Origin of the sequence: Mesorhizobium sp. NZP2298 (assembly GCF_013170825.1) — a bacterium.
In the GTDB taxonomy this organism is placed as follows: Bacteria; Pseudomonadota; Alphaproteobacteria; order Rhizobiales; family Rhizobiaceae; genus Mesorhizobium.
The window spans coordinates 3409700-3436545 of the sequence record NZ_CP033365.1 but is presented as its reverse complement, the minus strand read 5'-3'; the positions used below and the strand labels follow the sequence as shown (position 1 = coordinate 3436545).

Annotated in this window: 16 protein-coding genes and 1 pseudogene; 3 read left to right on the top strand and 14 right to left on the bottom strand. The window is 64.0% G+C overall.

Features of this window, described 5'->3' with window-relative positions; all coding sequences use genetic code 11:
- Position 1 precedes the first annotated feature (1 nt).
- The 5 genes and pseudogenes from EB231_RS16635 to EB231_RS16615 form a co-directional block, all read right to left on the bottom strand.
- Positions 2-532: an RrF2 family transcriptional regulator gene (locus tag EB231_RS16635; protein WP_172349761.1), complete on the bottom strand. Its 531-nt coding sequence runs from the start codon at positions 530-532 to the stop codon at positions 2-4.
- Between the two features lie 110 nt (positions 533-642).
- Positions 643-1956, bottom strand: a complete 1314-nt coding sequence (gene preA, locus EB231_RS16630) for an NAD-dependent dihydropyrimidine dehydrogenase subunit PreA (RefSeq protein WP_172349760.1) — start codon at positions 1954-1956, stop codon at positions 643-645.
- A gap of 12 nt (positions 1957-1968) precedes the next feature.
- On the bottom strand, positions 1969-2811 hold the full coding sequence (locus EB231_RS16625) for a class I SAM-dependent methyltransferase (protein WP_172349759.1): 843 nt from the start codon (positions 2809-2811) through the stop codon (positions 1969-1971).
- A gap of 5 nt (positions 2812-2816) precedes the next feature.
- Positions 2817-4172 (bottom strand): NAD(P)-dependent oxidoreductase, encoded by a 1356-nt coding sequence (locus EB231_RS16620; protein WP_172349758.1) that lies wholly within the window; start codon positions 4170-4172, stop codon positions 2817-2819.
- 121 nt (positions 4173-4293) lie between these two features.
- Positions 4294-5027, bottom strand: a pseudogene (locus EB231_RS16615) (gamma-glutamylcyclotransferase).
- Positions 5028-5201: 174 nt separating this feature from the next.
- On the opposite strand from EB231_RS16615, the gene EB231_RS16610 reads away from it, so the two are divergent.
- On the top strand, positions 5202-5978 hold the full coding sequence (locus EB231_RS16610; RefSeq protein WP_172349757.1) for a VOC family protein: 777 nt from the start codon (positions 5202-5204) through the stop codon (positions 5976-5978).
- 81 nt (positions 5979-6059) lie between these two features.
- On the opposite strand, the gene EB231_RS16605 is transcribed toward EB231_RS16610, so the two are convergent.
- A complete protein-coding gene (locus EB231_RS16605) occupies positions 6060-6548 on the bottom strand; it encodes a hypothetical protein (protein ID WP_172349756.1) in 489 nt (162 codons plus the stop codon).
- Between the two features lie 202 nt (positions 6549-6750).
- On the opposite strand from EB231_RS16605, the gene EB231_RS16600 reads away from it, so the two are divergent.
- A complete protein-coding gene (locus EB231_RS16600; protein WP_172349755.1) occupies positions 6751-7143 on the top strand; it encodes a DoxX family protein in 393 nt (130 codons plus the stop codon).
- A 22-nt stretch (positions 7144-7165) separates the two neighbouring features.
- Here the strand turns inward: EB231_RS16600 and EB231_RS16595 are convergent, their stop codons facing one another.
- A complete protein-coding gene (locus EB231_RS16595; protein WP_172349754.1) occupies positions 7166-9592 on the bottom strand; it encodes a GcvT family protein in 2427 nt (808 codons plus the stop codon).
- A 57-nt stretch (positions 9593-9649) separates the two neighbouring features.
- Positions 9650-11188 carry a trimethylamine methyltransferase family protein gene (locus EB231_RS16590; protein WP_172349753.1) on the bottom strand — a complete coding sequence of 513 codons (1539 nt, stop codon included), beginning with the start codon at positions 11186-11188 and terminating at the stop codon, positions 9650-9652.
- A gap of 217 nt (positions 11189-11405) precedes the next feature.
- Between EB231_RS16590 and EB231_RS16585 the strand changes: the two genes are divergently transcribed.
- The gene (locus EB231_RS16585; protein WP_172349752.1) at positions 11406-11996 is read left to right on the top strand and encodes a transglycosylase SLT domain-containing protein; all 591 of its coding nucleotides are present in this window, start codon (positions 11406-11408) and stop codon (positions 11994-11996) included.
- A gap of 12 nt (positions 11997-12008) precedes the next feature.
- On the opposite strand, the gene EB231_RS16580 is transcribed toward EB231_RS16585, so the two are convergent.
- From EB231_RS16580 to EB231_RS16555, 6 genes are all read right to left on the bottom strand, one after another.
- Positions 12009-14339: a dipeptide ABC transporter ATP-binding protein gene (locus tag EB231_RS16580; RefSeq protein WP_172349751.1), complete on the bottom strand. Its 2331-nt coding sequence runs from the start codon at positions 14337-14339 to the stop codon at positions 12009-12011.
- A 48-nt stretch (positions 14340-14387) separates the two neighbouring features.
- Positions 14388-15545 (bottom strand): ABC transporter permease, encoded by a 1158-nt coding sequence (locus tag EB231_RS16575; protein ID WP_172349750.1) that lies wholly within the window; start codon positions 15543-15545, stop codon positions 14388-14390.
- An 11-nt stretch (positions 15546-15556) separates the two neighbouring features.
- Complete coding sequence (locus EB231_RS16570; RefSeq protein WP_056571884.1) at positions 15557-16591, bottom strand: ABC transporter permease; 1035 nt, start codon at positions 16589-16591, stop codon at positions 15557-15559.
- 149 nt (positions 16592-16740) lie between these two features.
- The gene (locus tag EB231_RS16565; protein ID WP_172349749.1) at positions 16741-18399 is read right to left on the bottom strand and encodes an ABC transporter substrate-binding protein; all 1659 of its coding nucleotides are present in this window, start codon (positions 18397-18399) and stop codon (positions 16741-16743) included.
- 243 nt (positions 18400-18642) lie between these two features.
- The gene (locus EB231_RS16560; protein ID WP_172349748.1) at positions 18643-24699 is read right to left on the bottom strand and encodes a translocation/assembly module TamB domain-containing protein; all 6057 of its coding nucleotides are present in this window, start codon (positions 24697-24699) and stop codon (positions 18643-18645) included.
- A gap of 1 nt (position 24700) precedes the next feature.
- Positions 24701-26629, bottom strand: coding sequence for an autotransporter assembly complex protein TamA (locus EB231_RS16555; protein WP_172349747.1), 1929 nt, complete (start codon positions 26627-26629; stop codon positions 24701-24703).
- Positions 26630-26846 lie beyond the last annotated feature (217 nt).

The following is a 26846-nucleotide window of genomic DNA, read 5'->3' as shown; positions in this document are numbered from 1 at the left end:
TTCACATATGCTTTGGGGGTTGAGGGATGGAACTGGATTTCTGCGGCCGCTGATGGCGTGCGACAAAGGCACAACTCGCGGCAAACGATCGGGGATCGCCCTCTGCCGCGTAGTCCGCCACGATGTCGGAGAGCTTTGTCTCGGCGAGCGCAGCCCGATAGGCGCGCTCGGCTTTCAGCATCGCGGCATTGATGCCGCAGGGTTTGACATAGGCCGAAGCGTCGAGCTTGACCGGGCCGTTGCGGCGGATCTCGCCGCAGCGAAAGGCCGGTTCACGTCCCTCGATGGCCAGCACGATGTCGAGCAGGGTGATGCTCTCCGCCGGCCGCGCCAGCCGGTAGCCGCCCGCCGGCCCTGATATCGATTCCAGGATGCGCGCCGCGCACAGCATGTTGAGATGCTTCAGCAGATAGCTCGGCGACAGGCCAAAGGATTCGGCAAGAGCGGCACCCGGCATGGTGCTGTTTCCGTCCACGCTGGCCAGCGTGGCCGCACAGTGGATGGCCGCTTCAACGCCCTCGCCAAGTTTCATGATGCCGATCTCCAATTCATGGATATCTTTTATCCTGGATAATCTTTATCCGCAATAGGAAAATGAAAAACGGCGCCGGAAGGCGCCGCTTCTTTGTCGAATGTCTGCCCCTACTCCGCCGCCACCTTGGCCATCGGATTGTTCGGGTGCGTCGTCCAGTTGGCGTAGATTGGCGATACCGGCTTGCCGGTGCGTTCATCCATTGCCCCGGCGGCCAGCGGCTCCATGGTGATGCAATTGTCGACCGGGCAGACATTGACGCACAGATTGCAGCCGACGCACTCCGCCTCGATCACCTCGAAATGCCTGACGCCGTTGACCATGTTGGTAATCGCCTGGTGCGAGGTGTCCTCGCAGGCGATGTGGCAGCGGCCGCATTTGATGCAGGCATCCTGGTCGATATGCGCCTTGGCGACATAGTTGAGGTTGAGATACTGCCAGTCGGTGACGTTGGGCGTGGCGCGACCGATGACGTCGTCGAGCGAGCGGTGGCCCTTCTCGTCCATCCAGTTCTCGAGACCCGCGATCATCTCCTGCACGATTTTGAAGCCATAGGTCATGGCCGCCGTGCACACCTGCACGTTGCCGGCGCCCAGAGCCAGGAATTCGGCGGCGTCGCGCCATGTGGTGATGCCGCCAATGCCCGAGATCGGCAGGCCGCGCGTTTCGGGATCGCGCGCGATTTCGGCCACCATGTTCATGGCGATCGGCTTCACCGCCGGGCCGCAATAGCCGCCATGCGAGCCCTTGCCGTCGATGGTGGGCATCGGCGCGAAGCTGTCGAGATCGACACCGGTGATCGAATTGATGGTGTTGATCAGCGACACCGCGTCGGTGCCGCCGGCATGTGCTGCCCGCGCGGGCTTCCGGATATCCGTGATATTGGGCGTCAGCTTGGTGATGACGGGCATGCGCGTGTACTGCTTGCACCAGCGCACCACCATTTCGATATATTCCGGCACCTGGCCGACGGCCGCACCCATGCCACGTTCCGACATGCCATGCGGGCAGCCGAAATTGAGCTCGATGCCGTCGGCACCGGTCTCTTCGACCAGCGGCAGGATGGATTTCCAACTCTCCTCGACGCAAGGCACCATGATCGAGGCGATCAGCGCGCGGTCGGGCCAATCCATCTTGACCTGCTTCATCTCGCGCAGATTGGTCTGCAGGTCGCGGTCGGTGATCAGTTCGATATTGTTGAGACCGAGCAGGCGCCGGTCCGCACCCCAGATCGCGCCATAGCGCGGGCCGTTGACGTTGACGACAGGCGGGCCTTCCTCGCCCAGCGTCTTCCACACAACGCCGCCCCACCCTGCCTTGAAGGCGCGGATGACGTTGTAGGCCTTGTCGGTCGGCGGCGCGGAGGCCAGCCAGAATGGATTGGGCGATTTGATGCCGACGAAATTGTTGCGGATGTCAGCCATGACAGGTCCCTTTCAACGGAGACGAAGGAGCATTTCCACGGGTGCAAGAATGCCGCCTTCAAGCGCGGCGGTGATATTGGCGATCTTGGTGCGGGCGCTCTCGCCCATGATGAGGCCGACGCCGGGCGGCGGTTTTTTGCCTTCTGCTTGCGCGGCGGCCATCCGGGCACGCACAGTGGCGAAGAATTCGATGGCAAAAGCGCCGCGTGGCCGCTCGGCGGTTACCGAGAACCCCGCGGCTGCAGCGGCCGCGCGATAGTCACCGGGCGTGGCAACGAAGGACATGGTTTCATCCGATGCCCATGGCAGCGGATAGGTCAGCGCGCCGACCTTCAGCCGCATCACATCATAGACGGCGAAGACGCCGCCCGGACGGAGCACGCGCGCGGCCTCGCTCATCAGCTTTTTCTTGTCGGGAAGGTTCATGCCGACATGCAGGATCATGGCCGCGTCGAAGCTGGCGTTTTGGAACGGCATGTCCAAGGCGCTGCCCTGCACGAAGTGCGTCCTGTCGGCCATTCCCGTGCGCTTCGACAGGCTGGTCGCGATGTCGACATAGCTTTGCGTGAGATCGATGCCGGTGACATCCGCGCCGGCTTCGTTGGCGGCAAAGCGGGCCGGACCACCCACCCCCGATCCGATATCGAGCAGCCTGGCTCCAGGCCTCAAACCCATCTGCCCGATGAGTTCCCTTGTGGCGGCGATGCCGCCAATGTGGAATTCGTCGACCGCTTCAAGATCGCCGGCGCGCAGATGCGCAACGTCCACGCCCGTATCGGCGAGCGCGGCAAGGATGCGCTGCTCGAGACCCGCTATGTCGTAGTGACGGGCGACGCCCGGTTCCACCGTGGCCATGATCCTTATCCCTGCGTCAGACTCCTGTGTATGCTCTCCGCCGCATCGCGCCCTTGCGCCACGGCGGAGACGGTCAGGTCGTCGCCACCAAAGATGCAGTCGCCGCCGGCCCAGACTTTAGCCAGCGAGGTACGCCCTTCCGCGTCAACCTTGATGCGGCCGGCTTCGAGCTCGATTGCGGCACCGCTGCCATTGAGGGCGGCCGGGACAAAGCTCTGGCCGATCGCCTTGAACACCTGGTCGGCCACCAGCGTCAGCGTCTCGCCGGTGCCGGCGAGCTTGTCGCCCTTCAATGCCGTGTATTCGAGTTCTATGCCCGACACCTTGCCGGCCTCGGCAATCACCCGCTTCGGCTGCAGCCAGTGGCGGATGGTGACGCCGTTGGCGGCGGCCAGATCCTGCTCGAACTCCGAGGCATTCATATGCTCCTGGCCGCGCCGGTAGCAGATCGTCACCTCCTCGGCGCCGAGCAGCTTCGACTGCACGGCCGCGTCGATCGCCGTCATGCCGCCGCCGATGACGACGACACGGCGACCAACCGGCAGGCCGGAGAGATCGCTGGCCTGGCGCAGGTCGGCGATGAACTCCACCGCATTGATGACGCCGGCGGCATCCTCACCATCGGCGCGCAGCGCATTGACGCCGCCGAGCCCCATGCCGAGGAACACCGCGTCATAATTGCGGATCAGGTCGGAGAGCTGGTAGTCGCGGCCGAGCGCCTTGCCGTTCTGGATGTCGATGCCGCCGATCGCGGTGACATAGTCGACCTCGGCCTGGGCGAAATTGTCGACGCTCTTGTAGGCGGCGATGCCGTACTCGTTGAGGCCGCCGGCCTTCGGACGCGCTTCCAGGATAGTCACGTCATGGCCATGGCGGGCGAGCCGATGCGCGGCGGCAAGGCCGGCCGGGCCGGCGCCGACCACGGCAACGGTCTTCCCCGTCGCCGCGGCGCGCGGATAAAACTGTTTGTTCTCGCTCATCGCGACATCGGTCGCGTAGCGCTGCAGGCGACCTATCTGCACCGGCTTGCCCTCCGCCACCTCGCGCACGCAGACCTCTTCGCACAGCGTCTCGGTGGGGCACACGCGGGCGCACATGCCGCCAAGGATGTTCTGGTCGAAGATGGTCTTGGCCGAGCCGATCGGATTGCCGGTCGAGATCTGGCGGATGAACAGCGGAATGTCGATCGAGGTCGGGCATGCGTTCATGCACGGCGCGTCGTAGCAGAAATAGCAGCGGTCGGATTCGACCAGCGCCTCGTGGTGATCGAGCGGCGGATGCAGGTCGGAAAAATTATCCGCATACTGCTCGGCCGCGAGCCGGCCGCCGGCAATACCTTCCTTGAACTGGCCTTCTGGCATTGTCAGTTCCCCATGTTTTCGTTTTGGGGAAGGCTAGCACGTTTTATTTTTTTATCAATTGGTCAATTTTCGGCGCAAGCCGCTGAAAAGGTTCGATAAAAACATGATTTTTTTACTCATGTTATGCTGTGGACGGCTGCTCTTGCCGGGCTGGGACGCCCTCGTCGACCGGCCGGCCATGGAGTGCCCGGACCTCGTCCGCCACCAGCTCCTGCAGCCGCCACAGATTGCGGTCGTGGATGCCGAACGCTTCGAGATGACTGACCGTATTGTAGAGATATTCAGCCCCGGAGCCGATATGGCCGCAGGCCCTGGCCAATATGCTTGCCACCTTGTCCAGTGGCTGCCCCAGCGACGTTCCCCGCCCCTTCACGCCAACCCAGAACCGAGCGCCCGCAACGGCCCTTGCGCCGTATGAACGGGCAGCCACCGGACTGAGCTGATGCTCTCATGGTCGCTGATCTCACGCCGCAGCAGCCTTTCGATCTGGGCCGGTTTTTCGCCCTCCTGCAAGCGGTAGATCACGCCGTTGCACCGTCCGCCCCGTTCGAGCGCCATCATCAGCCCGGGCTGCTCGGCACTGCCGCGCCAGCGCACCATGTCGAGGCAGAAGGAGCGGTGCCAGCCGAAGGCCGTGGCGAGCCTTTGCTCCAACGATTCGAATTCCGGCTTCCAGATCAGCGATCCGTAGGCGAACACCCAGAGCGGCCCCTCGTCCGCTTCAGCGGCAAGCCGCATGGCAAGGGTCCGGAAATCCTCGTCATTCAGCTCGGTCCAGCTTGGGTCCGGGCCCGGATCGGCCTCTTGCCGATGACACAGTGCGACAAGCTCAGGCGTGAGCGACATCAGGCGCATGAAACGACAACCCCTCTTTTGCCGCAGGGAAATCGAAAAAAGTCGGGCGCGCAACCCGGGAACGCATGTCATGCGTCGACATTATTCGTCCGGGCGAATGTCGGATTTCCGTCGCCAGGATCGTCCTTCGATGGATCGGACAACGATCGATGCTGAACGGTGAGGAGACTGACCATGCCGAAATCCCCGATGCCCTTCTTCTGGTACGAGCCGATGACATCAGACCTCGACGCCGCCGAGGCCTTCTATACCAAGGTTGTCGGCTGGACGGCGCAGCCCTTCGACACGGCTCCCGGCATGCCGCGCTATATCGTCATGAATGTCGGCGAGCGCGGCGTCGGCGGCCTGATGACCATGCCCGAGGATGTCAGAAAGATGGGCGCGCCGCCTGCCTGGCTCGGTTACATCAAGACGAAGGACGCGGACGCCTCGACGAAATCATTGAAAGCGGCCGGCGGCGGCGTTCACCGTGAACCCACCGACATTCCGGGCGTCGGCCGCTTTGCCGTTGTCGCCGATCCGCAAGGCGCGGCCTTCATGTTCCTGCAGCCCAACGGCCCCGACCAGCCCGTCGTTCCGGCCAGCACACCCGGTCATATCGGCTGGCACGAGCTCTACACGAGCGATTGGAAGGCCGCGTTCGATTTCTATTCCGGCCAGTTCGGCTGGGCCAATGCCGGCGATTTCGACATGGGCCCGATGGGCATCTACCAGACTTTCACGGCCGGCCCCGAATCCGGCGGCGGCATCATGAACAAGCCAGCGCAAATCCCCGTCCCGGTTTGGCAGTTCTATTTCAACGTCACCGGCATCGACTCGGCCGCAAAACGCGTCACCGACAATGGCGGCAAGATCCTGATGGGGCCGATGGAGGTGCCCGGCGGCAGCTGGATCGTGCAATGCCAGGACCCGCCAGGCGCGCATTTCGCCTTGATGGCGCCGGTGCGCTGACGACAATAGACACTGCAGGCGCGAAGCGGCGGCCCTTTATCGCACTATCGATGAAGGGGCCGCATGCCTCTACCGGCCGACTTATTCCGGCGTCAACACCGCGACCTTCAGCTCAGCCTTTTTCGCGCCACTGAACTGGATGGTGGCCGGGCCGGCCGCAAGCTTGAAACGCACGCTTTTGCGGATACCCGGGCAGGTTTTCACACCGCTATAGCCGGCCGATTTCACGGCCTTGCCGTCCTGGATGACATCGATCCAGGCCTCGCCCGACAGGCTGATCTGGATGGCGCCTTCGGGTGGCACAGCCACGCTGGCGACAGCGCCAAACGTGCCCTCTCCCGGAGCATGTTCAGGGGGCACCGCGAAGCTGGCCTTGTCGACCGGCACCAGCGCCAGATCAGCGGCCGCGCCGACCGCCAGCGTCGCTCCGGACGGCGTTGCCGGTGCCGCGGCAAACAACGTCTGTTCCCGCGTCACCGGCCATTTGAAGGCCTCGCAGCCGGCGTCCTCCGCCATGGCGAAACCGGTGCCTGCGACGAGTGCGAATAGGCTGATGATGACTTTTTTCATGGCAAGGAAATCCACCTGTTCAGAGCGCCCATGCTAATACAACCATAGCGGTATAAATGCAACCCAGGCGAGAACAATATCAAAGGGCATGCCGGGGAACATTTCCAATCACCGATTGTTGATGACATGCCAAGGGAAGTGAATGGTCCATCGCTGGGCGATAATCTAACGCCGGGCCGGGAGGGGTGAAAAAGGAGTTCGGATGAAACTTTTTGAAGGCCTTGCCAGATACCAGCCGCAGGCACTCGGCGTGCTGCGCATCATGACCGCGCTGCAGTTCATCGAGCATGGCAGCCAGAAACTGTTCAACTTCCCCGCCGGCGCGCAGGCTCACGCCCTCACCGGACTGACGCTGACCGCCGGCATCCTCGAATTCGCGGGCGGCATCCTGCTGGCACTGGGCCTGTTCACTCGCCCGGTGGCGTTCCTTCTGGCCGGCGAAATGGCGATAGCCTATTTCATGGCGCACTACCCGCGCGACTTCTTCCCCGTCAACAACAGCGGCGATGCGGCGATCTCGTTCTGCTTCATCTTCCTCTATCTGGTCTTCGCCGGCGCCGGCGCCTTCGCGCTGGACAATAGCCGCAACGCGTGATGCACCATGCCGGGGGTGAACCTCATCCCCGCATCCGTTCGAAATTCGCATCGAACAGCGGCGCCGCCTGGATGCGCGCCGCGTGACGCTTGCCCAGCAGCTCGATTTCGAAGCCGTCGCTCTCGTCGGCGATCTCCTTCGGCACATAACCGACGGCGACCGATTTTTTCGAATGATGCGCGTAGCCGCCGGATGTCACCCAGCCGCGCACCGTCCCACCGAACCAGATCGGCTCGTCGCCGATGACATCGGCATCGTCAGCATCGACGATGAAGGCGCGCAGCCGCAATTTCCCGCCTTGCTTGCGCTCGGCCAGTGCCGCCGCCTTGCCGATGAAATCGGCGTCCTTGCCATAGGCGACGAAACGGTCGAGCCCGGCTTCCAGCGGCCCATAGATCGGCCGGTATTCGCGTCCCCATGAGCCGTAATTCTTCTCCAGCCGCAGCGCATTGAGCGCGCGCGAACCGAACAGGCCGATGCCGAACTCCTCGCCCGCCGCCATCAAAGCGTTGAACGCCGCGCGCTGGTATTCCGGCGCTACCCAGATCTCGTAGCCGAGATCGCCGGTGTAGCTGACGCGGCCGACCAGGCACGGCGCCATGCCGATATCCATCCTCGCCACCGCCATGAACGCAAACGCCGCGTTGGAGACATCGGCGCGGCTGACCTTGGCCAGCACGTCCCGCGCCTTCGGCCCGGCAATCGCAAGGCCGGTGAGTTTCGCGCCCAGCGCCTCGATCTGGACCGAGCCGTCTCCCGGCAGATGCGCCTCGAACCAGCGCATGTGGTACTGCTCGGCAATGCCGGAGCCGGCGAGGAACCAGCCATCCGCGCCCAGATTGGCCAGCGTGAAATCGCCGATCAGCCTGCCGTCCTCCTTCAGCATCGGCGCCAGCGTCATGCGGCCGGGTTTCGGCATTTTGCAGGCAAGCATCCGGTCGAGCCAGGCAGCGGCCCCCTCGCCCGTCACCTTGTATTTGGCGAAGCTCGAAATCTCCGACAGGCCGAGGCCACCGCGCACCGTTGCGACCTCGCTGGCGACATGCGTGAAATCGCTGGAGCGCCGCCAGGAGAACTCGTCCTTGATGCCCTCCGGCGCGTACCAGAGCGGCACTTCCAGCCCGTAGGCGACACCCCATTGCGCACCCTTGGCCGACAAGAGGTCATAGATAGGGGTCGTTTTCAGCGGCCGTCCGGCCGGCAGTTCCTCATTGGGGAAGCGGATCGAAAAACGCCTGGAATAGTTCTCGCGGACCCTGGCATTGGTGTAGGCCATCGTGGCCCAGTCGCCGTAGCGTGCCACATCCATGGCCCAGATGTCCGCGCCGGGATCACCCTCGATCATCCAGTTGGACAGCGCCAGGCCGACGCCGCCGCCCTGGCTGAAGCCGGCCATGACGCCGCAGGCGACCCAGAAGCCCGGCAGGCCGCGCACCGGCCCGACAAGCGGGTTGCCGTCGGGCGCGAAGGTGAAGGGCCCGTTGATGATCTGCTTGATGCCGGTGTGCTGGAAAGCCGGGAAGTGGCGGAATCCGACTTCGAGAGACGGCGCGATGCGGTCGATGTCGGGCTCGAGCAGTTCATGGCCGAAATTCCATGGCGTCTGGTATTCGGACCATGGCTTGTTGGCCTTCTCGTAGGTGCCCATCAGCATGCCGCCGCGCTCCTGGCGCAGGTAAAGCTCGCCGTCGAAATCGACCGCATGGATGATCTCGGTGCCGGTCTTGGCGTTCCAGGCGGCGACCTCCGGCATGTCCTCGGTGATCAGGTACATGTGCTCCATGGCCAGCACCGGCAGTTCGAGCCCGACCATGCGGCCGACTTCGCGCGCCCACAGGCCGCCGGCGTTGACGACATGCTCGGCCACCACCTCGCCCTTGTTGGTGATGACGCGCCACATCCCGTCGGGCCGCCGCACAATGTCCTCGACCTTGGTGAAGCGCTCGACCTCGGCGCCGAGTTTGCGCGCGGCCTTGGCATAGGCATGCGTGACGCCCGATGGATCGAGATGGCCGTCCTCCTTGTTTCTGACGGCGCCGACGAATTGCTTGGGGTCGATCAGCGGCATCAGTTCGGCCGCCTCGGCAGGCGAGATCACTTCCAGGTCGATGCCGAGATAGCGCCCCTTGGCGACGACACCGCGCAGCCAGTCCAGCCGCGCCTCGGTCGCCGCCAGAAGCACGCCGCCGGTCAGGTGCACGCCGGTCGCCTGTCCCGACAGTTCCTCGATCTCCTTGTAGAGGCTGATCGTGTATTTCTGCAGCTTGGCGACGTTGGGATCGCCATTGATCGTGTGCATGCCGCCGGCCGCGTGCCAGGTCGAACCCGAGGTCAGTTCGTCGCGTTCCAGCAGCACCACGTCGGTCCAGCCGTGGCGGGCGAGATGGAACAGCACGGAGCACCCGACGACACCGCCGCCAATGACCACGACCTTTGCATGCGACTTCATGGATTTTTCTCTGATATCAATGGATTGGACGGGAAAGTGGATTCAGGACGGAAGGCATCACGGCTCGCCGTGCCCGATCGCTTCCTTGCGCCTGGCCACATAGGCCTCCAGCGCCTCGCGCACGGCAATATCCATCGCCGGCTCGACATAGTCCTCCAGCGCCTTCTTCCACAGCCGCGTCGCGCGCGCCGTTGCGTCGAGCCCACCTGCCTCCTGCCAGGCCTCGAAATTCTGCCAGTTGGACAGCATAGGCTGGTAGAAGGCGGTCGCGTAGCGCTCCAGCGTGTGCGGCTCGCCGAAGAAATGGCCGCCGGTCGGCACCGCGCCCAGCGCCTCGACGGCAAGCTCGGCCTCGTTGACTTCGATCGGCCGCAGGAACTCCATCATGTGCTGGATCATCTCGACATCGATGATGAACTTCTCGAAGGACACTGTCAGCCCACCCTCCTGCCAGCCGGCGGCGTGGTAGACGAGGTTGCCATGGCCGAGCACGGCGCCCCACAGCGCCATCAGCGTCTCGTAGGCGCCTTGCGCATCGGCGGCGTTGGAGGCCGAGCCCGGCGTTGTCCGGTACGGCAGCCCGTAGCGCCGGGCCAATTGCCCCGAGGCGATGTTGGCCTTAGTGTTTTCAGGCGTGCCGAAGGCCGGCGCCCCGGACTTCATGTCGACATTGGAGGTGAAGGCGCCATACATCACCGGCGCACCGGGTCGCACCAATTGCGTCAGCACGACGCCGAACAGCGCCTCGGCATTCTGCTGCGCCAAGGCACCCGCCAGCGTCACCGGGCTCATCGCCCCCATCAGGGTGAACGGCGTCACCGCCACCGACTGGCCGAACTCGGCCATCGTCATCAGCCCTTCGGCCATCATCTCGTCGAAACGGCGCGGCGAGTTGACCGAGATGATGGTGGCGATGCCGGGATCCTCGCGCAGCTGTTCCAGCGTCAGCCCGCGCGCGATCGCCATCATCTCTATGCCGTCCAGCGCCCTGCCCCGGCCGATCGCCGAGACATGGAAACTCTTGTCCGTCAGCGTCAGATTGGTGAAGTAGGTGTCGAGATGGCGCGAATTGGCCGGCAGCTCGACCGGCGCGCACACCTGGTTGCCGAGCATGTGAACGCAGTTGAAATGCTGCGCCAGCCGGGTCAGGTCGGCATAGTCGCGCAGATTGCCGGCGCGGCGGCCTCGCTCCATGTCGTGCACATTGGGCGGTCCGGCGACGAGGGTGAAATTGATGGTGTTGCCGCCGAGATGGATTGTGTTGGCCGGATTGCGTGGTGTCAGCGTATAGGTGGGCCGTGTGGTCTTCAGCGCCTCGTCGACCATGCCGCGATCGATGCGGACATTGGCCGTCGCATGATCGACCGCGGCACCGGCATTCTCGAACAGCGACAGCGCCCGCGGGCTCATCACCTCGATGCCGAAATTCTCCAATATATGCATCGACGCCTGGTGGATCGCCTCGATCTGGTCGGACGACAGCAGCGCCATCGGCGGATAAGGATTCCTCACGCGCCTGGGTGGCAGTTGCGGGATGGGCGCTGGGCCTCGGTTGCTGGTGCGCTCGGCGCCGCGCTTGCGTCTTGGTTCGTTCATGCCTGGCATCAAAGCTTCGGCAAACCGGGCAAGCTGTCAGAAATGCGCCGCTTACAGGCGCGATTTTAGTCAAGGCGGCATCTTTACGGCAGCCTTTTATAAAAAGCGACAGGAGGCGTCGGAATGCCTATATGGCATTTTCTCAAGCGCTGATGGCGGCAGAGCATTAACGGAGCCAGCAAGATTCCCTTTATGATTTCGGCCTATTGCTCATCCAATGCGTAGGTCGAGTTTTAGTAAAATTGCAGCGGTTGGCGTGTTGCTGGCATTGTCGGCCTGCGCGACCGCGCCCAGCCACATCAACAATGTCTGTGCCGTCTTCGACCAGAATGACGGCTGGTTCGACAACTGGCAGTCGGCGGCCGAACGGACAGAGCAGAAGTACGGCATTCCCGTCCCTGTGCTGATGGCGACGGTGCGCAAGGAATCCGGCTTCAAGAGCAATGCCCGGCCGCCGCGCACCAAGCTGCTCGGCTTCATTCCCTGGAAGCACGTCTCGTCGGCCACCGGCTTCTCGCAGGCGCTGGACGGCACCTGGTCGCAATATCAGCGCGAGACCGGCAACTGGGCGGCGCGGCGCACCAAATTCGCCGACGCCGTCGACTTCGTCGGCTGGTATCATTCCAAGACATCAGACACCTACGGCGTCGCCCGCAACGACACCTACAATCTCTATCTCGCCTACTATCTCGGCTGGACCGCCTATGGCCGCGGCAACCGCGGCGACGCCGGGGTGCAGGGTTACGCCCGGGCCACCGACAAGATGGCCCGAGACTATGAAGCGCAGCTACGGCAATGCGGCTCCTGATACCTACCTAGGTTAGTGCCGCCTCGTCGTGTCTTTCGGCTTCGAAACACCGGTTTCGGAAACCTCGTCGCGGACTTCGTGGCGACGGGCTCGCATGCCGGCCTCGCCCTGCTCCACAGCGTCCCCGATCTGGTCGGCTTCCGCGCTGCCCGTTTTGCCACGCGGCCGCTTGGGCGCTGTCCCGGCCAAACCCGGCCCGGTGCCCTGCGCATCCTCCGGTACGCCCTCATGCGCGGCGTGTTCCTTGTCGAACTTGATCACCGGCTCCATCTTCGCCAGCACGTCATCGGCCAGCCAGCACAGGCTCATATGGCCGTCACCGAGGTGCTTGACCGGCGGCACCTTGGTCTCGCACAGATTGTCGGGCACCAGCTTCTTGTAGCCGCAGCGTGTCTGGAATGGGCAGCCAGACGGCGGATTCATAGCCGACGGGATGTCGCCCTCCAGCACGATGTGCTTCTTGACCACGCTGGTGTCGGCGATCGGGATCGCCGACAGCAGCGCCTCGGTATACGGATGATAAGGCGGCGCGAAGATCTGGTCGGTCGTGCCTTGCTCGACGATATAGCCGAGATACATGACGACGACGCGGTCGGCGATATAACGCACGACGGACAGATCGTGGCTGATGAACAGCATCGTCGTCTTGTTCTTGCGCTGGATATCCATCAACAGTTCGGTCACTGCCGCCTGCACCGACACGTCGAGTGCCGAGACCGGCTCGTCGGCCACCACCACCTTGGCGTCACCGGCAAAGGCGCGCGCCACGCCGATGCGCTGCTTCTGGCCACCCGACAGCTGGCGCGGCTTGCGCGTCTCGAAGGCACGCGGCAGCTTCACCAGGTCGAGCAGTTCCAGCATGCGCTTGCGGCGGTCGGCGACCGTCTTGCCGACGTTGAATTTCTCCAGCGTGCGGATGATCTGCGAGCCGACCGAATGGCTGGGGTTCAGCGTATCGAACGGATTCTGGAACACCATCTGGATCGATGACACTGTGTCGACGCTGCGCTTCTCGATGCCGGTCGACTGGATCTCCTTGTTGCCCAGCGTCACCGTGCCGGCACTTGCCGTCTCCAGGCCGAGCAGAACCTTGGCCAGCGTCGACTTTCCGCAGCCGGATTCGCCGACGATGGCGACCGTCTCGGATTCGCGCGCCATGAAGGAGATGGTCTCGTTGGCCTTGACGACACGGCCTTCGCTCGACCCGAACACCTCGCTGCCGCCGACCTTGTAGTACTTCCTGAGATCCTCGATCTTGAGCACCGGCGCGCCGGGCACGACACGCTCATTGACCTTCTTGGCGCCGGGCGGCAGCGCTTCCCAATCGATCTCGTTGAAGCGCACGCAACGCGAGAAATGACCTTCGTGGCCGGCGACCTCGACCATGGGGATTTCGGCGGCGTTGCAGACGCCCTCCACGAAATGGTGGCAGCGCGGGCCGAAATTGCAGCCCTTGGGCCGCTCATGCGGCAGCGGCAACTGGCCCGGAATGGCGATCAGCGGCCGCGAGTTCTTGTCGGCGCCCGGCAGCGGGATCGAACGGAACAGCCCTTGCGTGTAGGGATGGCGCATCCGGTCGAAGACGTCCTTGATCTTGCCGGTCTCGACCGCCTCGCCCGAATACATGACCGTGATCCTGTCGCAAGTCTCGAGGATGAGGCCCAGATTGTGCGAGACGAAGATCATCGAGGTGCCGAACTTTTCACCCAGCCCCTTGACCAGTTCGACGATACCCGCCTCCACCGTCACGTCGAGCGCCGTCGTCGGCTCGTCGAGCAGAAGCAGCGCCGGCTTCGACAGCAGCGCCATGGCAATGACGATACGCTGCTGCTGGCCGCCTGAAAGCTGGTGCGGATAGGAGCGCATCATGCGCTCGGGGTCCGGCAGCTTGACCGAGCGCACCATTTCGACCGCGCGTTTATAGGCCTCTTCCTTCGACACCTTGTCGTGGATCAGCGGCACTTCCATCAGTTGCTGGCCGATCTTCATCGCCGGATTGAGGCTGGCCATCGGCTCCTGGTAGATCATGGCGATCTTGTTGCCGCGGATGGCGCGCAGCTCCTCCTCGGAGAGCTCGCCCATATCCTTGCCCTGGAACTTGATCTTGCCGCCGACGATCTTCCCGATGTTGGAGAGGTCGCGCATGATGCCGAGCGACACGGTCGACTTGCCGCAGCCGGATTCACCGACAATGCCCATCGCTTCGCCGGGCATGACCGTGCAGGAAAAATCCATGACGGCCGGTATCTCGCCCTTGCGGGTGAAGAAGGAGATCGACAGGTTCTCGATCTCGATGATCGGCGCAGTGGTCGGCTTACCGGGATTTCGAACTGCCTCGTTCATGGGTCGCTCCAATCCAAATTATACCAGAGGCGGGCCAAGGCCCGTCAATCAGTCTTTCATCGATTGCTCGCGCAGCGAATCGGCCAGCAGGTTGAGCCCCAGCACGAACGACATCAGCGCGATCGTCGGGGGCAGCGCTGGGTGGATGAAGGAGCGCAGGAGCCGGCTGGCATCCTTGATCGCCGTGCCCCAGTCGGGGCTTTCCGGTGCCAGGCCGAGGCCGAAATAGCCGAGCGTCCCGAGCAGGATCGTGGTGTAGCCGATGCGCAGGCAGGCATCGACGATCAGCGGACCCCGCGCATTCGGCAGGATCTCCCACAGCATGATGTACCAGGGTGATTCACCGCGCGTCTGCGCCGCCGCCACATAGTCGCGCGTCTTGATGTCCATCACCAGGCCGCGCACGATGCGGAACACGCCGGGGCTGGAGGCGAACACCACCGCCACGAAGATGTTGAGCTGGTTGGGGTCGATATGCACGATGTGCAGCGGGTCCCTGTCGAAGACAAGGCCGAGATAGATCCAGCCGCCTACGATCAGCGTCAGGCCGAGCAGGATGTAGATCCGGTCCGGCCGGTTCTTGTAGCGTGTCCAGAACAGCACGCTGAAGAAGATGATCGGAAACAGAAAGAAGACACCGGCCAGCGCATAGGGGATCGGCGTGTCCATGATCCCCGGCGTCACCAGCAGGTAGAACAACAGGATGACCGGGAAGGCCAGCACGAGGTTGGCCAGGAACGACAGGATGGAATCGATCTTGCCGCCGTAATAGCCGGCCGGCAGGCCGAGCGTGATGCCGACCATCAGCGCGAAACCGGTTGCCGCCGGGGCGATGATCAGCACGATCTGGCTGCCGTAGACCATGCGCGAAAACACGTCGCGCGCAAGCTTGTCGCCGCCGAAGAGATAGACGAGCCCCGATTGCGGCTCGATGGCGCCAGGCAGCGTGTCCTTCATGATCGGGATCTGGCCCAGCGGGTCGAACGGCGAGATGGTCGAGGCGAAGATCGCCGTGAACAGCCAGAACAGGCAGATGAAGACACCCGCTATGCCGACGCCGCTGTCGAAAAGCTGGCCATAGAGCGCCAGCTTCTTCTTGTAGAGAAAGCTCGCCCCCATGACGATGGCGAGCGCGACCCAGACCGGCCAGAAGCGCCACAGCACTTCGAGGATGATGGTGGAGGCGCCGATATATTGAGCTTGCATGCGCCTTCTCCCTACTGAACCCGGATGCGCGGATTGAGGAACGCGTAGCCGACATCGGAAATGAGCTGTGTGATCAGGACGATGAACACCGAGACCAGCGAACAGCCGAGCAAGAGATCGATGTCGTTGTTGCCGGCGGCCTCGACCAGCGTGTAGCCGAAGCCCTGGTAGCGGAACATGACCTCTACGATGACGACGCCGGTGAGCAGCCAGGGAAACTGCAGCATGATGACGGTGAAGGGCGCTATCAGCGCGTTGCGCAGCGCGTGCTTGACCACCACGCCGCGGAAGGAAAGGCCCTTCAACCGCGCGGTGCGGATATATTGCTGCGTCATCACCTCGACCATCGAGGCGCGCGTCATGCGCGCGATGTAGCCGATGCCGTAGATCGCCAGCGTGATCACCGGCAGCGTGAAATTGTAGAAGGTGATGCCCTGGCTCGCCGAGGCGGCCGAGCCGTTCAGCCAGCCGAGCCAGGAGGCGAAGACGACGGTGAAGATGACGCCCGACACATATTCAGGCGTCGCCGTCGAGGCGATCGAGGCGACGGAAAGCACCCGGTCTGTTCGTGAACCCTCGCGCATGCCGGCGAGAATGCCGATCAGCAGTGAAACCGGCACCATCACCACCAGCACCCAGAACATCAGGATGCCGGTGGCGCCGAGCGCCGGGAACAGCTTGGCCGCGACCGTGGTCTTGAACTTGGTCGAGCAGCCGAAATCGCCCTCGATCACGCCGGAGAATGTCGGCACGGTCGGGTCGTTGCAGAAGGTGAAGCGCTGCGTCGTCTTGCCGGTCGCCGGATCGGTGATCGGCTGTTTGGGCAGGACGCCGAGCCACTGGCCATAGCGCGAGAAGAAGTTCTGGCGGTAGCCATGGTTGACCAGCCAGCTTTCGAGCTGATCGGCCGATGTGTGCATTTCGGTCTGGCTGATCGCCAGCTTCTTCAGATTGGGTTCGAGATTGACGAGGAAGAAGACGACCAGCGTCAGGCACAGCATCGTGAGCAGGATTGTGCCGATGCGTCTGATGATGAATGAGAACATGTGTGCCCCCCTGCCGGCCGGGTTGGGGTCATATGGTCAACCCTGTGACGAAAACCTTGTGACATCACGCCGCCGCTGCATCTCATGCAACGGCGGCGATCCTGCGAATGCGAAGGGACGTGCGCCCTTCGCATTCATCAAGCTGTGAGTCACGCCTGATCGAGCCAGACCTTGCCGAAGTCGTGCTCGTAGGTGGGGTGCATCGAGTGGTTCTTCACCTCGGGCTTGATGTTGATGTAGAGCTTGCGCCAGTAGGGCTGGATGATGATGCCGGAATCCTGCAGCATCTGCTCGATATCCTTCATCACCACCTTGCGCTTCTCCGCATCGGCGATCCCGAGCGCCTCGTTGACCTTCTTGTCGAACTCCGGATTGGCATAGGCCGTCTCGTTCCAGGCTTCACCGCTGCGATAGGCGATGGCGATGACCTGGATGCCCAGCGGACGCATGTTCCAGTTGGTTTCCGAGAACGGATACTTCGTCCAGTCGTTCCAGAAGGTCGAGCTCGGCAGCACGGTGCGCTTCACCTTGATGCCGGCCTCGCGCAGCTGGGCCGCGATCGCGTCCGTGGTGTTCTTGTGGTAATCCTCGTCATTGCTGATCAGTTCGTGCTCGAAATCGATCACGCCGGCTTCCGTCAGCATCTGCTTGGCCTTGGCGATGTCGCGCTTGATCTTCGGCAGTTCGACATATTCCGGATGGATCGGCGCGACATGGTGGTTTTCGGCCGGCGTTCCGGCGTTGCCGTAACCAAGCTGCAGCACCACCGAATTGTCGACGGCCAGGCACATCGCCTGACGCACCTTCTGGTCGCCATAAGGCTTGGCGTTGACGTTGAAACGCGACACCACGGTGGCCGCGGTCACAACTTCCGAGGCCGGCGCGCCGACGCCTTCGATGATCTTGACGTAGTCGGCGGTCGTCTCGTGGTTGGTGTGCACTTCGCCCGATTCGAAGGCTGAAACCGTCGCGGCCGGATCGGTGCCGTAGTCGATGAACTCGACGCCGTCGAGGAAGGCCTCGCCCTGCCACCACTTGCCGGTCGTGCGGCGCTTGTAGACGACCTTCTGACCGACGTCGTAGGATACGAGTTCGAACGGACCGGTGCCGATCGGGCAGTTCTTGAAGTTCGCGCCCTTCTCGTCGAAGGTCTTGTGGACGATGAGGCCGGGATAGTCGCACAGGTTCGGGATGATGGCGATATCCGGCTTGGTCAGCTTGAGCTTGACCGTCATGTCGTCAACCTTGACGATCGAGCCTTCGCGCAGCTTCTTGGTCGTATCATCGACGAGGCTGCCAAGGCGTCCCGGCATCGAGTTGCCTTCGGCGGACTTGTCGGCCCAGCGGGTGAAATTGTAGATCACGTCGTCGGCCGTGAACTTGTCGCCATTGTTCCATTCGACGCCCGGCCGCACATGCAGCGTGTATTCGGTGGCGTCGTCGTTGATGTCCCAGCTCGCCAGCAGGTACGGCGCGAAGGTGTACTCCTTGGTGTATTTCACCAGCGGTTCGAGCGCCTGGCGCTCGGCATTGGAAATCTCTGACCAGTCCGCCGTGCGCGGATCCTTGGGATCCTTGACCGACATGGCGACCTTGATCACGCCGCCCTTCTTGCCTTGCACGTCCTCGGCCCTGGCCGGCGTTGGAGCGGCAAGGCCGAGCAGACCGTAAGCCATGGCCGTCGACGCGCCGAAGACGCTGGCAAGCGCCAGGAATTCGCGGCGGTCCACTGTTCCTGCCTTGGCTTCTTCGGCCATGGCCAGGATGTGATCCGGAACGCTGTCGCCGTTACTTTTATAGATTGTCATGACTAACTCCCATTGTTGGCTTTCCGCCGATTAACATTCCGCATCCAGGCCATGATGTCAAAGATGGCTTGGATTGGGAACATGTTAGCGAATGTGCAACTTTGAAAAGGGAGCGGTACGCGCGATAGCGACAGTCTTGACGCAAAATTGCTAGTGCGCCCAGATTCCTCCCAAGGCGATTAAACTGAGACATTGGCGCTGGTTACGACAGCGCCAGTCGCGGCCATGGTGAGGGCCAGCCTCTCAATATTCCTTTTCGTAGAAGATGCCGCCCTTGGCCTCGCCGGCGTCCGTCGCCTCGCCGCGCAACTTGACGCCACGCCCGACATTGAGGTCGATGGTCGCCTTGCCCGAACCCGGCTTGTCGCCCTTCTGGATGGTCACATAGGTGCGGTCGTTCAGGTATTTGCCGGCCGAGACCGCCGTCCCGCCCTGACTGTCCGTGGTCACATCGAGATCGTCGACCCCTATGGCACTGCGCAGGTTTTCGAGCAGCGAGGTCGAGCCGCCGACGCCGGCCAGTTGCGCGGCGGCTTCGGCAAGCTGCGCGATCTGCAGCGGCGACAGGTTCGACATCGAGCGGCCGAAGATCAGTTGCGCCAGCACCTCGTCCTCGGGCAGCGCCGGCACCGAGGAGAAGGTGAATTTCGGGTTGGTCGCCTCGCCCGACACCACGATGGTGACGGTGGCGCCGGTCGTCGTCGTTGTCGCCGTCAGGTTGAGATAGGGCACCAGCGAGCCGGAGAAGCCAACGGTGCCCTCGGTGAAGGTCAGCCGCTTGCCCAGGATCGACAGCCGGCCGCGCTGCAGGGTGAAGGTGCCGACCGCCTGCGGTGACGAGGCCGGGCCGGTCAGGCGGAGCGAGCCGCCGAGTTCGGCATCGACGCCCCTGCCCTGGATGAAGATCTGGTTCGGCGCGTTGACGGTGACATCGAGCGCGAGACCGCTGCCGCCGCTCTTGCCGCTGGCCGTCGCCGGGCGCAGCGCCTTGTCCTGCGCCTTGACGGCGCTTGGCGCGTTCTTGTGCTTGACGTCGAGCGCCGAGAGCGAGCCCGGCAATTTGTCCGGAACCGTGATGACGGTCTTGGCGAGATTGACGGTACCGGCAATCACCGGTGCCGCTGTCAGCGGCCCCTTGATCGTCAGGTCGCCGCCGAGATTGGCGGTCACAACGCGTCCATCCGTATAGCGGCCGTCGGTCAGCTTGATCGAAAGGTCGGCCGGGAAGCCTTGCGCCGGGTCGATGCCGACCGTGCCGCTCGCCGACAGGCTGCCGCGCGTCGACAGCGTTCCGGTCAGCCGGTTGATCCTGGCGACGCCGCCGCCGATCGAGACGTCGGCCGTGAGATCGTTGACGGCCAGGCCCGAGCGCGCATCGACAAGCCGCGCACCGGAGGTGCTGACGCTGCCGCCGATGACAGGCGACGTCGCGGGGCCACGCACCTGGACGTTGACATTGGCGGTTCCCGTCAGTGCCAGGCCTTGCGCGGCAAGCTTCTGGCTGAGGAGGCCGAATGGCACGGCGCCATTGAAGTCGAGCACGAGCGCCGGCGTGCCCGCCGTCGTCACCGTGCCGCCGCCCTTGAGGCCAAGTCCGGCGCCGTCGCTGACATTGGCGTTGAAGGTCAGCTTGTTGCCGGCAAACGTGCCGGACGAGGAAACGCTTACCGCGCCGACCCCGGCGCCGCGGGTCTGCGACGTCTGCACGCCGGTCGCGTCGATGTTGAAGGCCACGGCCGGACTGGCCGGCGCGCCGGTCACCTTCACCGTGCCTGAAATCGAACCGGCAGCATCGAGGCCCGGCGAGAAACTGTTGGCGAGCGACATCGGCACCCGCGCCAGCGTCGCGTTGATGTCGAGCGTCTGCCCGACCTTGCCGGTCACCGTCGCCGTGCCGCCGCCGAGATTGAGCACCAGCCGGTCGAGCGTCGTCGTGCCGTTGGCGATGCTGACGGTCGACGCCTGGGCGATCGCCGCCTTGATGCCCTGGACGGTCGCCTGGCCCGAGGCGAGCTCGATCGTGGTCGTGCCATTGGCCACCTTCACGCGGCCCGCGGCCTTGGCCGGAATGCCCTTGACCGTGGCGCCGCCGGAAAAGCCGGTCCAGTCGCCATCGCGCTTCAGATCGACATCGATGCCGCTGATCACGGTGCCGCCTGATATGACGCTGTCGGCGCGGATCTTGCCCGAAATGACTGGAGCGGCGAGATAGTTGGCGATCAGCGCATCGATGGAGACGGCCTTCGCCTGCAGGTCGCCGCGCGTGATCGAGGCGGTGGCCACCTTGATGGCAACCTGGGGTGCGGCGCCATTCTTCGTAAAGGCGATCGTGCCACGCACGTCGCCTTCGGCCTTTTCCAGTGCCAGCGCGGCGAGCGGGCCGATATCGGGCAGGTCGAGCGAGATCGTGCCCTCGGGCACGAACTTGTCGTCCAGCGCCAGATCGCCGGAGATCTTATTCTGGCCCAGCGACAGGAGCAGACCGTTGATGGCGCTCTTGCCATCCGCCGTCGCCAGCACCGCGCTGCCCTGCAGGGCCTGTCCCGCGACATTGCCGGTCAACTGCACATTCGCCGCCGGGTTGGCGGCATCGGCCTTGCCGGTGGCGATGAGCTTCAGCCCGGTGATCTCGCGCTCCGCCACCAGCAGCCGATCGCTGTTGATGGTCAGCGACAGGTCGGGGGCGATGGCCGGCCCCTGAGCGTTCAGCGCGAAGGCAATGGCGCCCTTGGCGTCCTTGGATAGCAGTGAGATGTCGCTCAGCGCGCCTTTGATGTCGGCGGCCAGCTTGTTGTCGGCAAGGCTGGCTTGCCCGCCGGCGGTCAGCGCGCCAGAGACCAGCTTCAGCCCATCGACATTGATGCTGCCGTTGGGATCGCGCTTCAGCGTGGCGCTGATCTGCGCCCGTTCACCAAGCAAGCCGCGTGCCGCGGCCGGCAAGGCCGATGACGGAGCATCCGCATTGAGCTTGAGGTCGATGGCGCCGTCGCGCAGCGATACCTGTCCGGCAACCTGGCTGTTGAGCGCATCGCTTTTGAGCGAGCCGCTGTCGATCGCGACGGAATCGGCGCTCAGCCGGGCATTGAGAGCGGCCGTGACCTTGCCGGCGATCAGCGGCGCGATCGCCGCATTGTCGAGGCCGACCTTGTCCACCGACACCGTGCCGGAAACCGCTCCGGCGCGGTTCTTGAGATCGAACGCATCGGAATGCAGCGCCAGGACAAGTCCGTCCACCTTCGCCGGGCTGGTGACGACCGAAGGCAGGATCGCGGAGACATCCAGGCGAGCCTTCGTGCTCTCCCCCGCCACCTTTGCCGACAAGGACTTGACCTCGATCTTCACAGGGCTATCGGCACTGCCGACGGTCAGCGGCAGGCTGGGGCCGGATGAGGTGAGATCCAGGGCAAAATCGCTGGCGCCGTTCGGATTGATGGTGCCGGCGGCCGTGCCGGAAATCTTGTCGCCGGACAGTGTCGCATGATCGAGGACGATGCCGCCAGCCAAGGTGTAGCTGCCGGCCGCATCGACCGCGAGCGGGCCAAGCCCGGCCTGGCGGGTCTGGCTGGTTTCGGCGCCGGCAAGCTGCGCGCTGAACCGAACTTCCGGGGCGGACGGCGTTCCCGTCACTTGCGCCGTGCCGCCAAGTGTACCCAGGGCATCGAGGCCGGGCGCAAAATCATCGGCAAGCGCCGCTGGCAGCGCCGAGAACTGTGCGGCGAGATCGAGCGTCTGGCCGGCGCTGCCCGACAACGTCACCGCGCCGCCACCAATGTCGAGCGCCAGCTTCTCGATGCTGGTGGTGCCATTGGCGATGGTCAGTGTCGAGGGTTGGGCGATCGCCGCCTTGATGCCGCGGACCGTCGCTTCCCCCGAGGCGATCTCGACGCTGGTGGTGCCCTGAGCGATCTTGACCCGGCCGGCCGCTGTCGCTGGAATGCCCGCTATCGTCGCGCCGCCGGTGAAATTGGTCCAGTCGCCGTCGCGCTTCAGGTCGACGCCGATGCCGCTGATCTCGGTGGCGCCCGACGTGACCGAGTCAGCCTTGATGGTGCCCGAGATCGCCGGTGCCTTGAGGTAGTTGGCGATCAGCGCGTTGACGGCGATCGCCTTGGCGGTCACCTCGCCACGCGCGATCGAGGTGCTCTTGGCATCGATGGTGACCGACGGCGACTCGCCGTCCTTGGCGAAATTGATGGTGCCGTTGATATCACCCGTCACCGCCTGGCCGGCAAGCGCCGCCAACTGGTCGATTGCGGGTGCTGCGAGCGTCAGCGTGCCCAGGGGCATGAACTTGTCATCCAGTGCCAGGTCGCCCGAAACCTTGTTGTCGCCCAGCGAGATGAGCAAGCCGTTGATCGACCGCTTGCCCTCGCTCGTCACCAGCACCGCCTTGACGTCGAGCGGCTGATCGTTGACGGCGCCCGTCAACGAAACATCGGCGGAAGGGCTCGCTATGTCGGCCTTGCCGCTTGCCGTCAGCTTGATCGCCTTCACCGTGCGGCCCGAGGCCGTCAGGCTGTCGCTATTGGCGGAGACGGTGAAATCCGGGGCCGTCCTGGAACCGCTGGCCGACAGGGCGAAATCGACGCCGCCGGCAACCGGCACGCCGACCATCGGCGACAGCACCGAAACGTCGCCGAGCGTGCCCTTGATGTCGGCCTGGATGTCGGTACCCTGCGCGCTGGCGGTGCCGCTGGCGCTGAGCGTCCCGGAGGTCAACGAGATCGAATTGGCGGCGAAGGCCCCTTGCGGATCGCGCGTCGCGGCGGCCGAGAATTTCACCCGCTCGCCGAGCACCGAACTGATCTGCGGCGGCAAGGCGGTCGACACCGCATCGGCATTCATCTTGAGCTGCATCGACAGGTCCGCGAGTGCCACCGTCATCGTCAGGGAGGCATTGAGCGCATCGGAACGCAGCGTGCCCTGGTCGATGATGATGGCATCCTTGCTCAGCGATCCGGCGAGATCGACATCGACCTTGCCGGTGACCAGCGGAGCCAGCGTCGCCACGTCGGTCTTCAACCCGCCCGCCGTCAGCTTGACGGCGACCGGCCCGGAGCGATTCTGGATGTCGAAGCCGTCGGAATGGATCTGCGCCGCAAGGTCGTTCAGTTGCGTGCCGCCCGCCACCACCGAAGCCAGCGAGGCACCGATGTCGACGATCGGCGCCTTGCCGTCGCCGAACGCACGCGCGGTCGCGTTCCTGATCGCCAGCGTGATCGGTTGCGCGGCACTTCCCACGGTGATCTGTACAGGCGCGCCCTTGGCGGCAATTTCCACAGACAGGTCGCTGGCACCGGCCGGATCGGCGATGCCGGTCGCTGTGCCATGAATGGCATCGCTTTCGATGCTGGCGCGGTCGACACTGATGCCGCCGGCCGATGTCGCGGTGCCCGCGACATCGAAACTGGTCTTGCCGGCAAACAGCGACTTCAAATTCTCCGGCAGGAAGCGGGCAAAATCGCCGTCACCCTTCGCCTCGACGTGGCTGCCCTTGTCGGTCGACTGGTGGCGGCCCGTCAGCTGAGTGACGATCTCGCCGTCTACCGTGAACGTGGCAATGCCGTTCCAGTTGGCGAGCGGCCCCGTGCCTGAGACGGTTATATCGACCGGCGGCGTATCGGGCAGCTTGAGCAGATTGGCGATAATACCGCCTGCCGGCTCCGAAGCCTTGAGCTTGAGGTCGAGCCTGTTGTCGGCTGGCGCGAAGTGGATGTTCGCATCGACACTGCCTTGCTTGCCGTCATGGCGGGTGACGTTGAGCGTGGTCTCGACCGCCAGCGGCGCCGCATCGGCCTTGAGCATCCCCTTGGCGGCGAGTTCGGCGATGCCGCTGCCGGCCAGTTGCTGGCCAAGCGCGATTTCCGGCAGGTCGATCTGCTTGATGTCGATGGAAACCGGCAATGTCGTCGTGCCGCCGCTCGGCGCCGGCTGTTGCGTGCCGGCCACCGGCAGGCGCGCCAGTTCGACGCGCTCTGCCGCGATGCGGTCGGCACTGAAGCTTTTCGACAGCAGCGCCAGCGGCGACCAGTCGACGGCGACCTTGCGCGCCACCAGCCAGGCACCGTTGCGGTCTTCCAGCACGACATGGTCGACGCTGAGCGCGCCCGACCAGATGCCGTCGATGCCGCTGACCGTGACCTTGCGGTCGTCGCTCGAGGCCAGCCGCGAAATGATACCGGCGAGATTGTCGCGTCCGTGCTCGGTCTTGGTCAGGACGACGAGAGCGCCGATCGCGCCCGCGACCACGATCAGCAGCGTGTAAAAAACAATGCGAAGGATGCGCCAGACCGTCTTCATGTCAAAACGCCTGCCCGATGCCGGCATAGATGCCGAAATGCGGATCGCTGGGATCGCGGTTGAGCGGCACGGCGGCATCGATGCGTAGCGGCCCGAATGGCGTCACATAGCGCAGGCCGACGCCGGCGCCGACCTTGACGTCGGAGAAGTTGGGAACTGACTTGGTCGACACCGTGCCGGCATCGACGAACGGCACGATGCCGATCGTGTCGGTGACGGCGATGCGCATCTCCACCGAGGTCTCGAAGAAGGACAGGCCGCCGATCGGCTGGCCAGTGAAGTCTTTCGGGCCGATGCCCTGATAGGCATAGCCGCGCACCGAGCCGCCGCCGCCGGAGTAGAAGCGCCGGTCGGCTGGAACGTTTTCAAGCCCCGTGCCGACGATCGAGCCGACGGCGACACGCTCGGCCAGTACGAACTTCGAGGCCGTATCCAGCGACTGATAGGCCGACCCCTCCCCCTTCAGCTTGAGGAAGGCGGCCCCGCTCATAATGTCGTAGCTCGGCTCGGCATAGGCCAGAACCCGGAAGCCCCTGGTCGGGTTCAGCCTGCTATCCCTGTTGTCATAGACATATTGCAGCGGAACGCTGGCGATCAGGTAGGTGTGCTTGCCGAACGCATCCGTGATCCTGGAATAGTCGAGCGCCACCTCCGCCGAGACGGTCTGCTTCTTGTCGAGTTCATAGGACAGGCCGGTGCTGCCCTTGACCGAGAAATGGTCGTAGGCGTCGGGATGCTCGAGTACGGTCTTCACGCTGGCAAAGAACTTCGACGCCGGCCCGATCACGCCGGGTTTCTCGAACATGATGCCGGCATTGTAGTTCAGATCGGACAGATTGTTGCTGCCGATACCGCTGATGGCGCCATCGATGCGCAGCTTTTCCGCGTGACCAAACAGGTTGCGGTGCCCCCAATAGCCTTCCAGGCCGAGGCCTTCCGTGTTCGAGAAGGTGCCGCCCAGGCCGAAATAGCGCGGCTTGCGCTCGCTGACCTGGACGCCGATCGGAATGTTGCCGTCGGCATCGAGCTTGTCGGCCTCCTTGAAGGTCACGCTGTTGAAAACCTCGAGCGCCAGCAGCCTGTCACGCGCATCGCTGATCTCCTGCGGCGAGTACTGCCGGCCACGCTTCAGCCCGGTCATGTATTCGGTGAAGTCGCGGTCGACCTTCTCGGTGCCTTCCACCGTTGTCGCGCCGTAGCCGGCGACGGGGCCTGCCGCGACCGTCAGCGTCACGTCGAGCGTCGAGGTGGCATGGTCGGCGACGATCTGCCGGTCGGTCACCTTGGCGAGCGGCCGGCCCTGTTCTTTCAACGTGCGCACGATCAGCGCCTCGGCCTTGAGCACCGCCCCCGATCCCGCGTCGCCGCCCGATATCAGGCCGTAGTCGGCGCTCATCAGCCCTGCCGCGTCCCCTTCCAGCCTGATATCGCCGAGGGTGAACTTGGGGCCGGTCGCGATATTGATCGCCACTGGAATCGGCTGCGGGCCCTTGAATTCGGCGTCCGGCGGCAATTCGTCGAGCGACTTGCCGTCGATGGTGATGGTGACCACGCCTTCGTAGCGGGCATCGGCGTAAAGCGCGGCAACCAGCTGTTCGCGGTCGCTGCGCGCCTTCGCCATCAGCCCGAGCGAGCCGGAGACCGGCCGGTCCTCGTCGCCCTTCAGCGCCGAGGCGTTCTCGAGCTTCTTGACAAGATCCTTGTCCGCATCGGGCGCTGTGATGGTCACGGCATAGCGCAGCGGGTCGACAATGTCGGCGTCCTCGTCGTTGGACGACCCCCACAGCTTGATGCCGAAAAGTTCGAACGCAGCCGCGGACCTTGATTCGGCGACCAGCGCGGTCGAGCAGATCATGGCCAAAAGCAGGGCGCGCGAAAGAACGCGCCCTGGCGCGGTCCCTCCTGACATCTGCTTTTCATGCGCTGGCATTAAGACAACCTAGGTTACAAAACTAAAATTGGAATGAAGTTCTGAAGCGCACGTAAAGGGGCCACAATCCAATTGTCTGAAATAGGACGGGCTTGGAATTCACACCTTCTGCGTTTCCGCAAGAAAGCGTGATCCCCCGCCCTATGGAGGTTACTGTCCGCATACCGGTCCTTGGCCGGAAAATAAACCGTTGGCAGGCGGAACCTGCCGCGTCCGC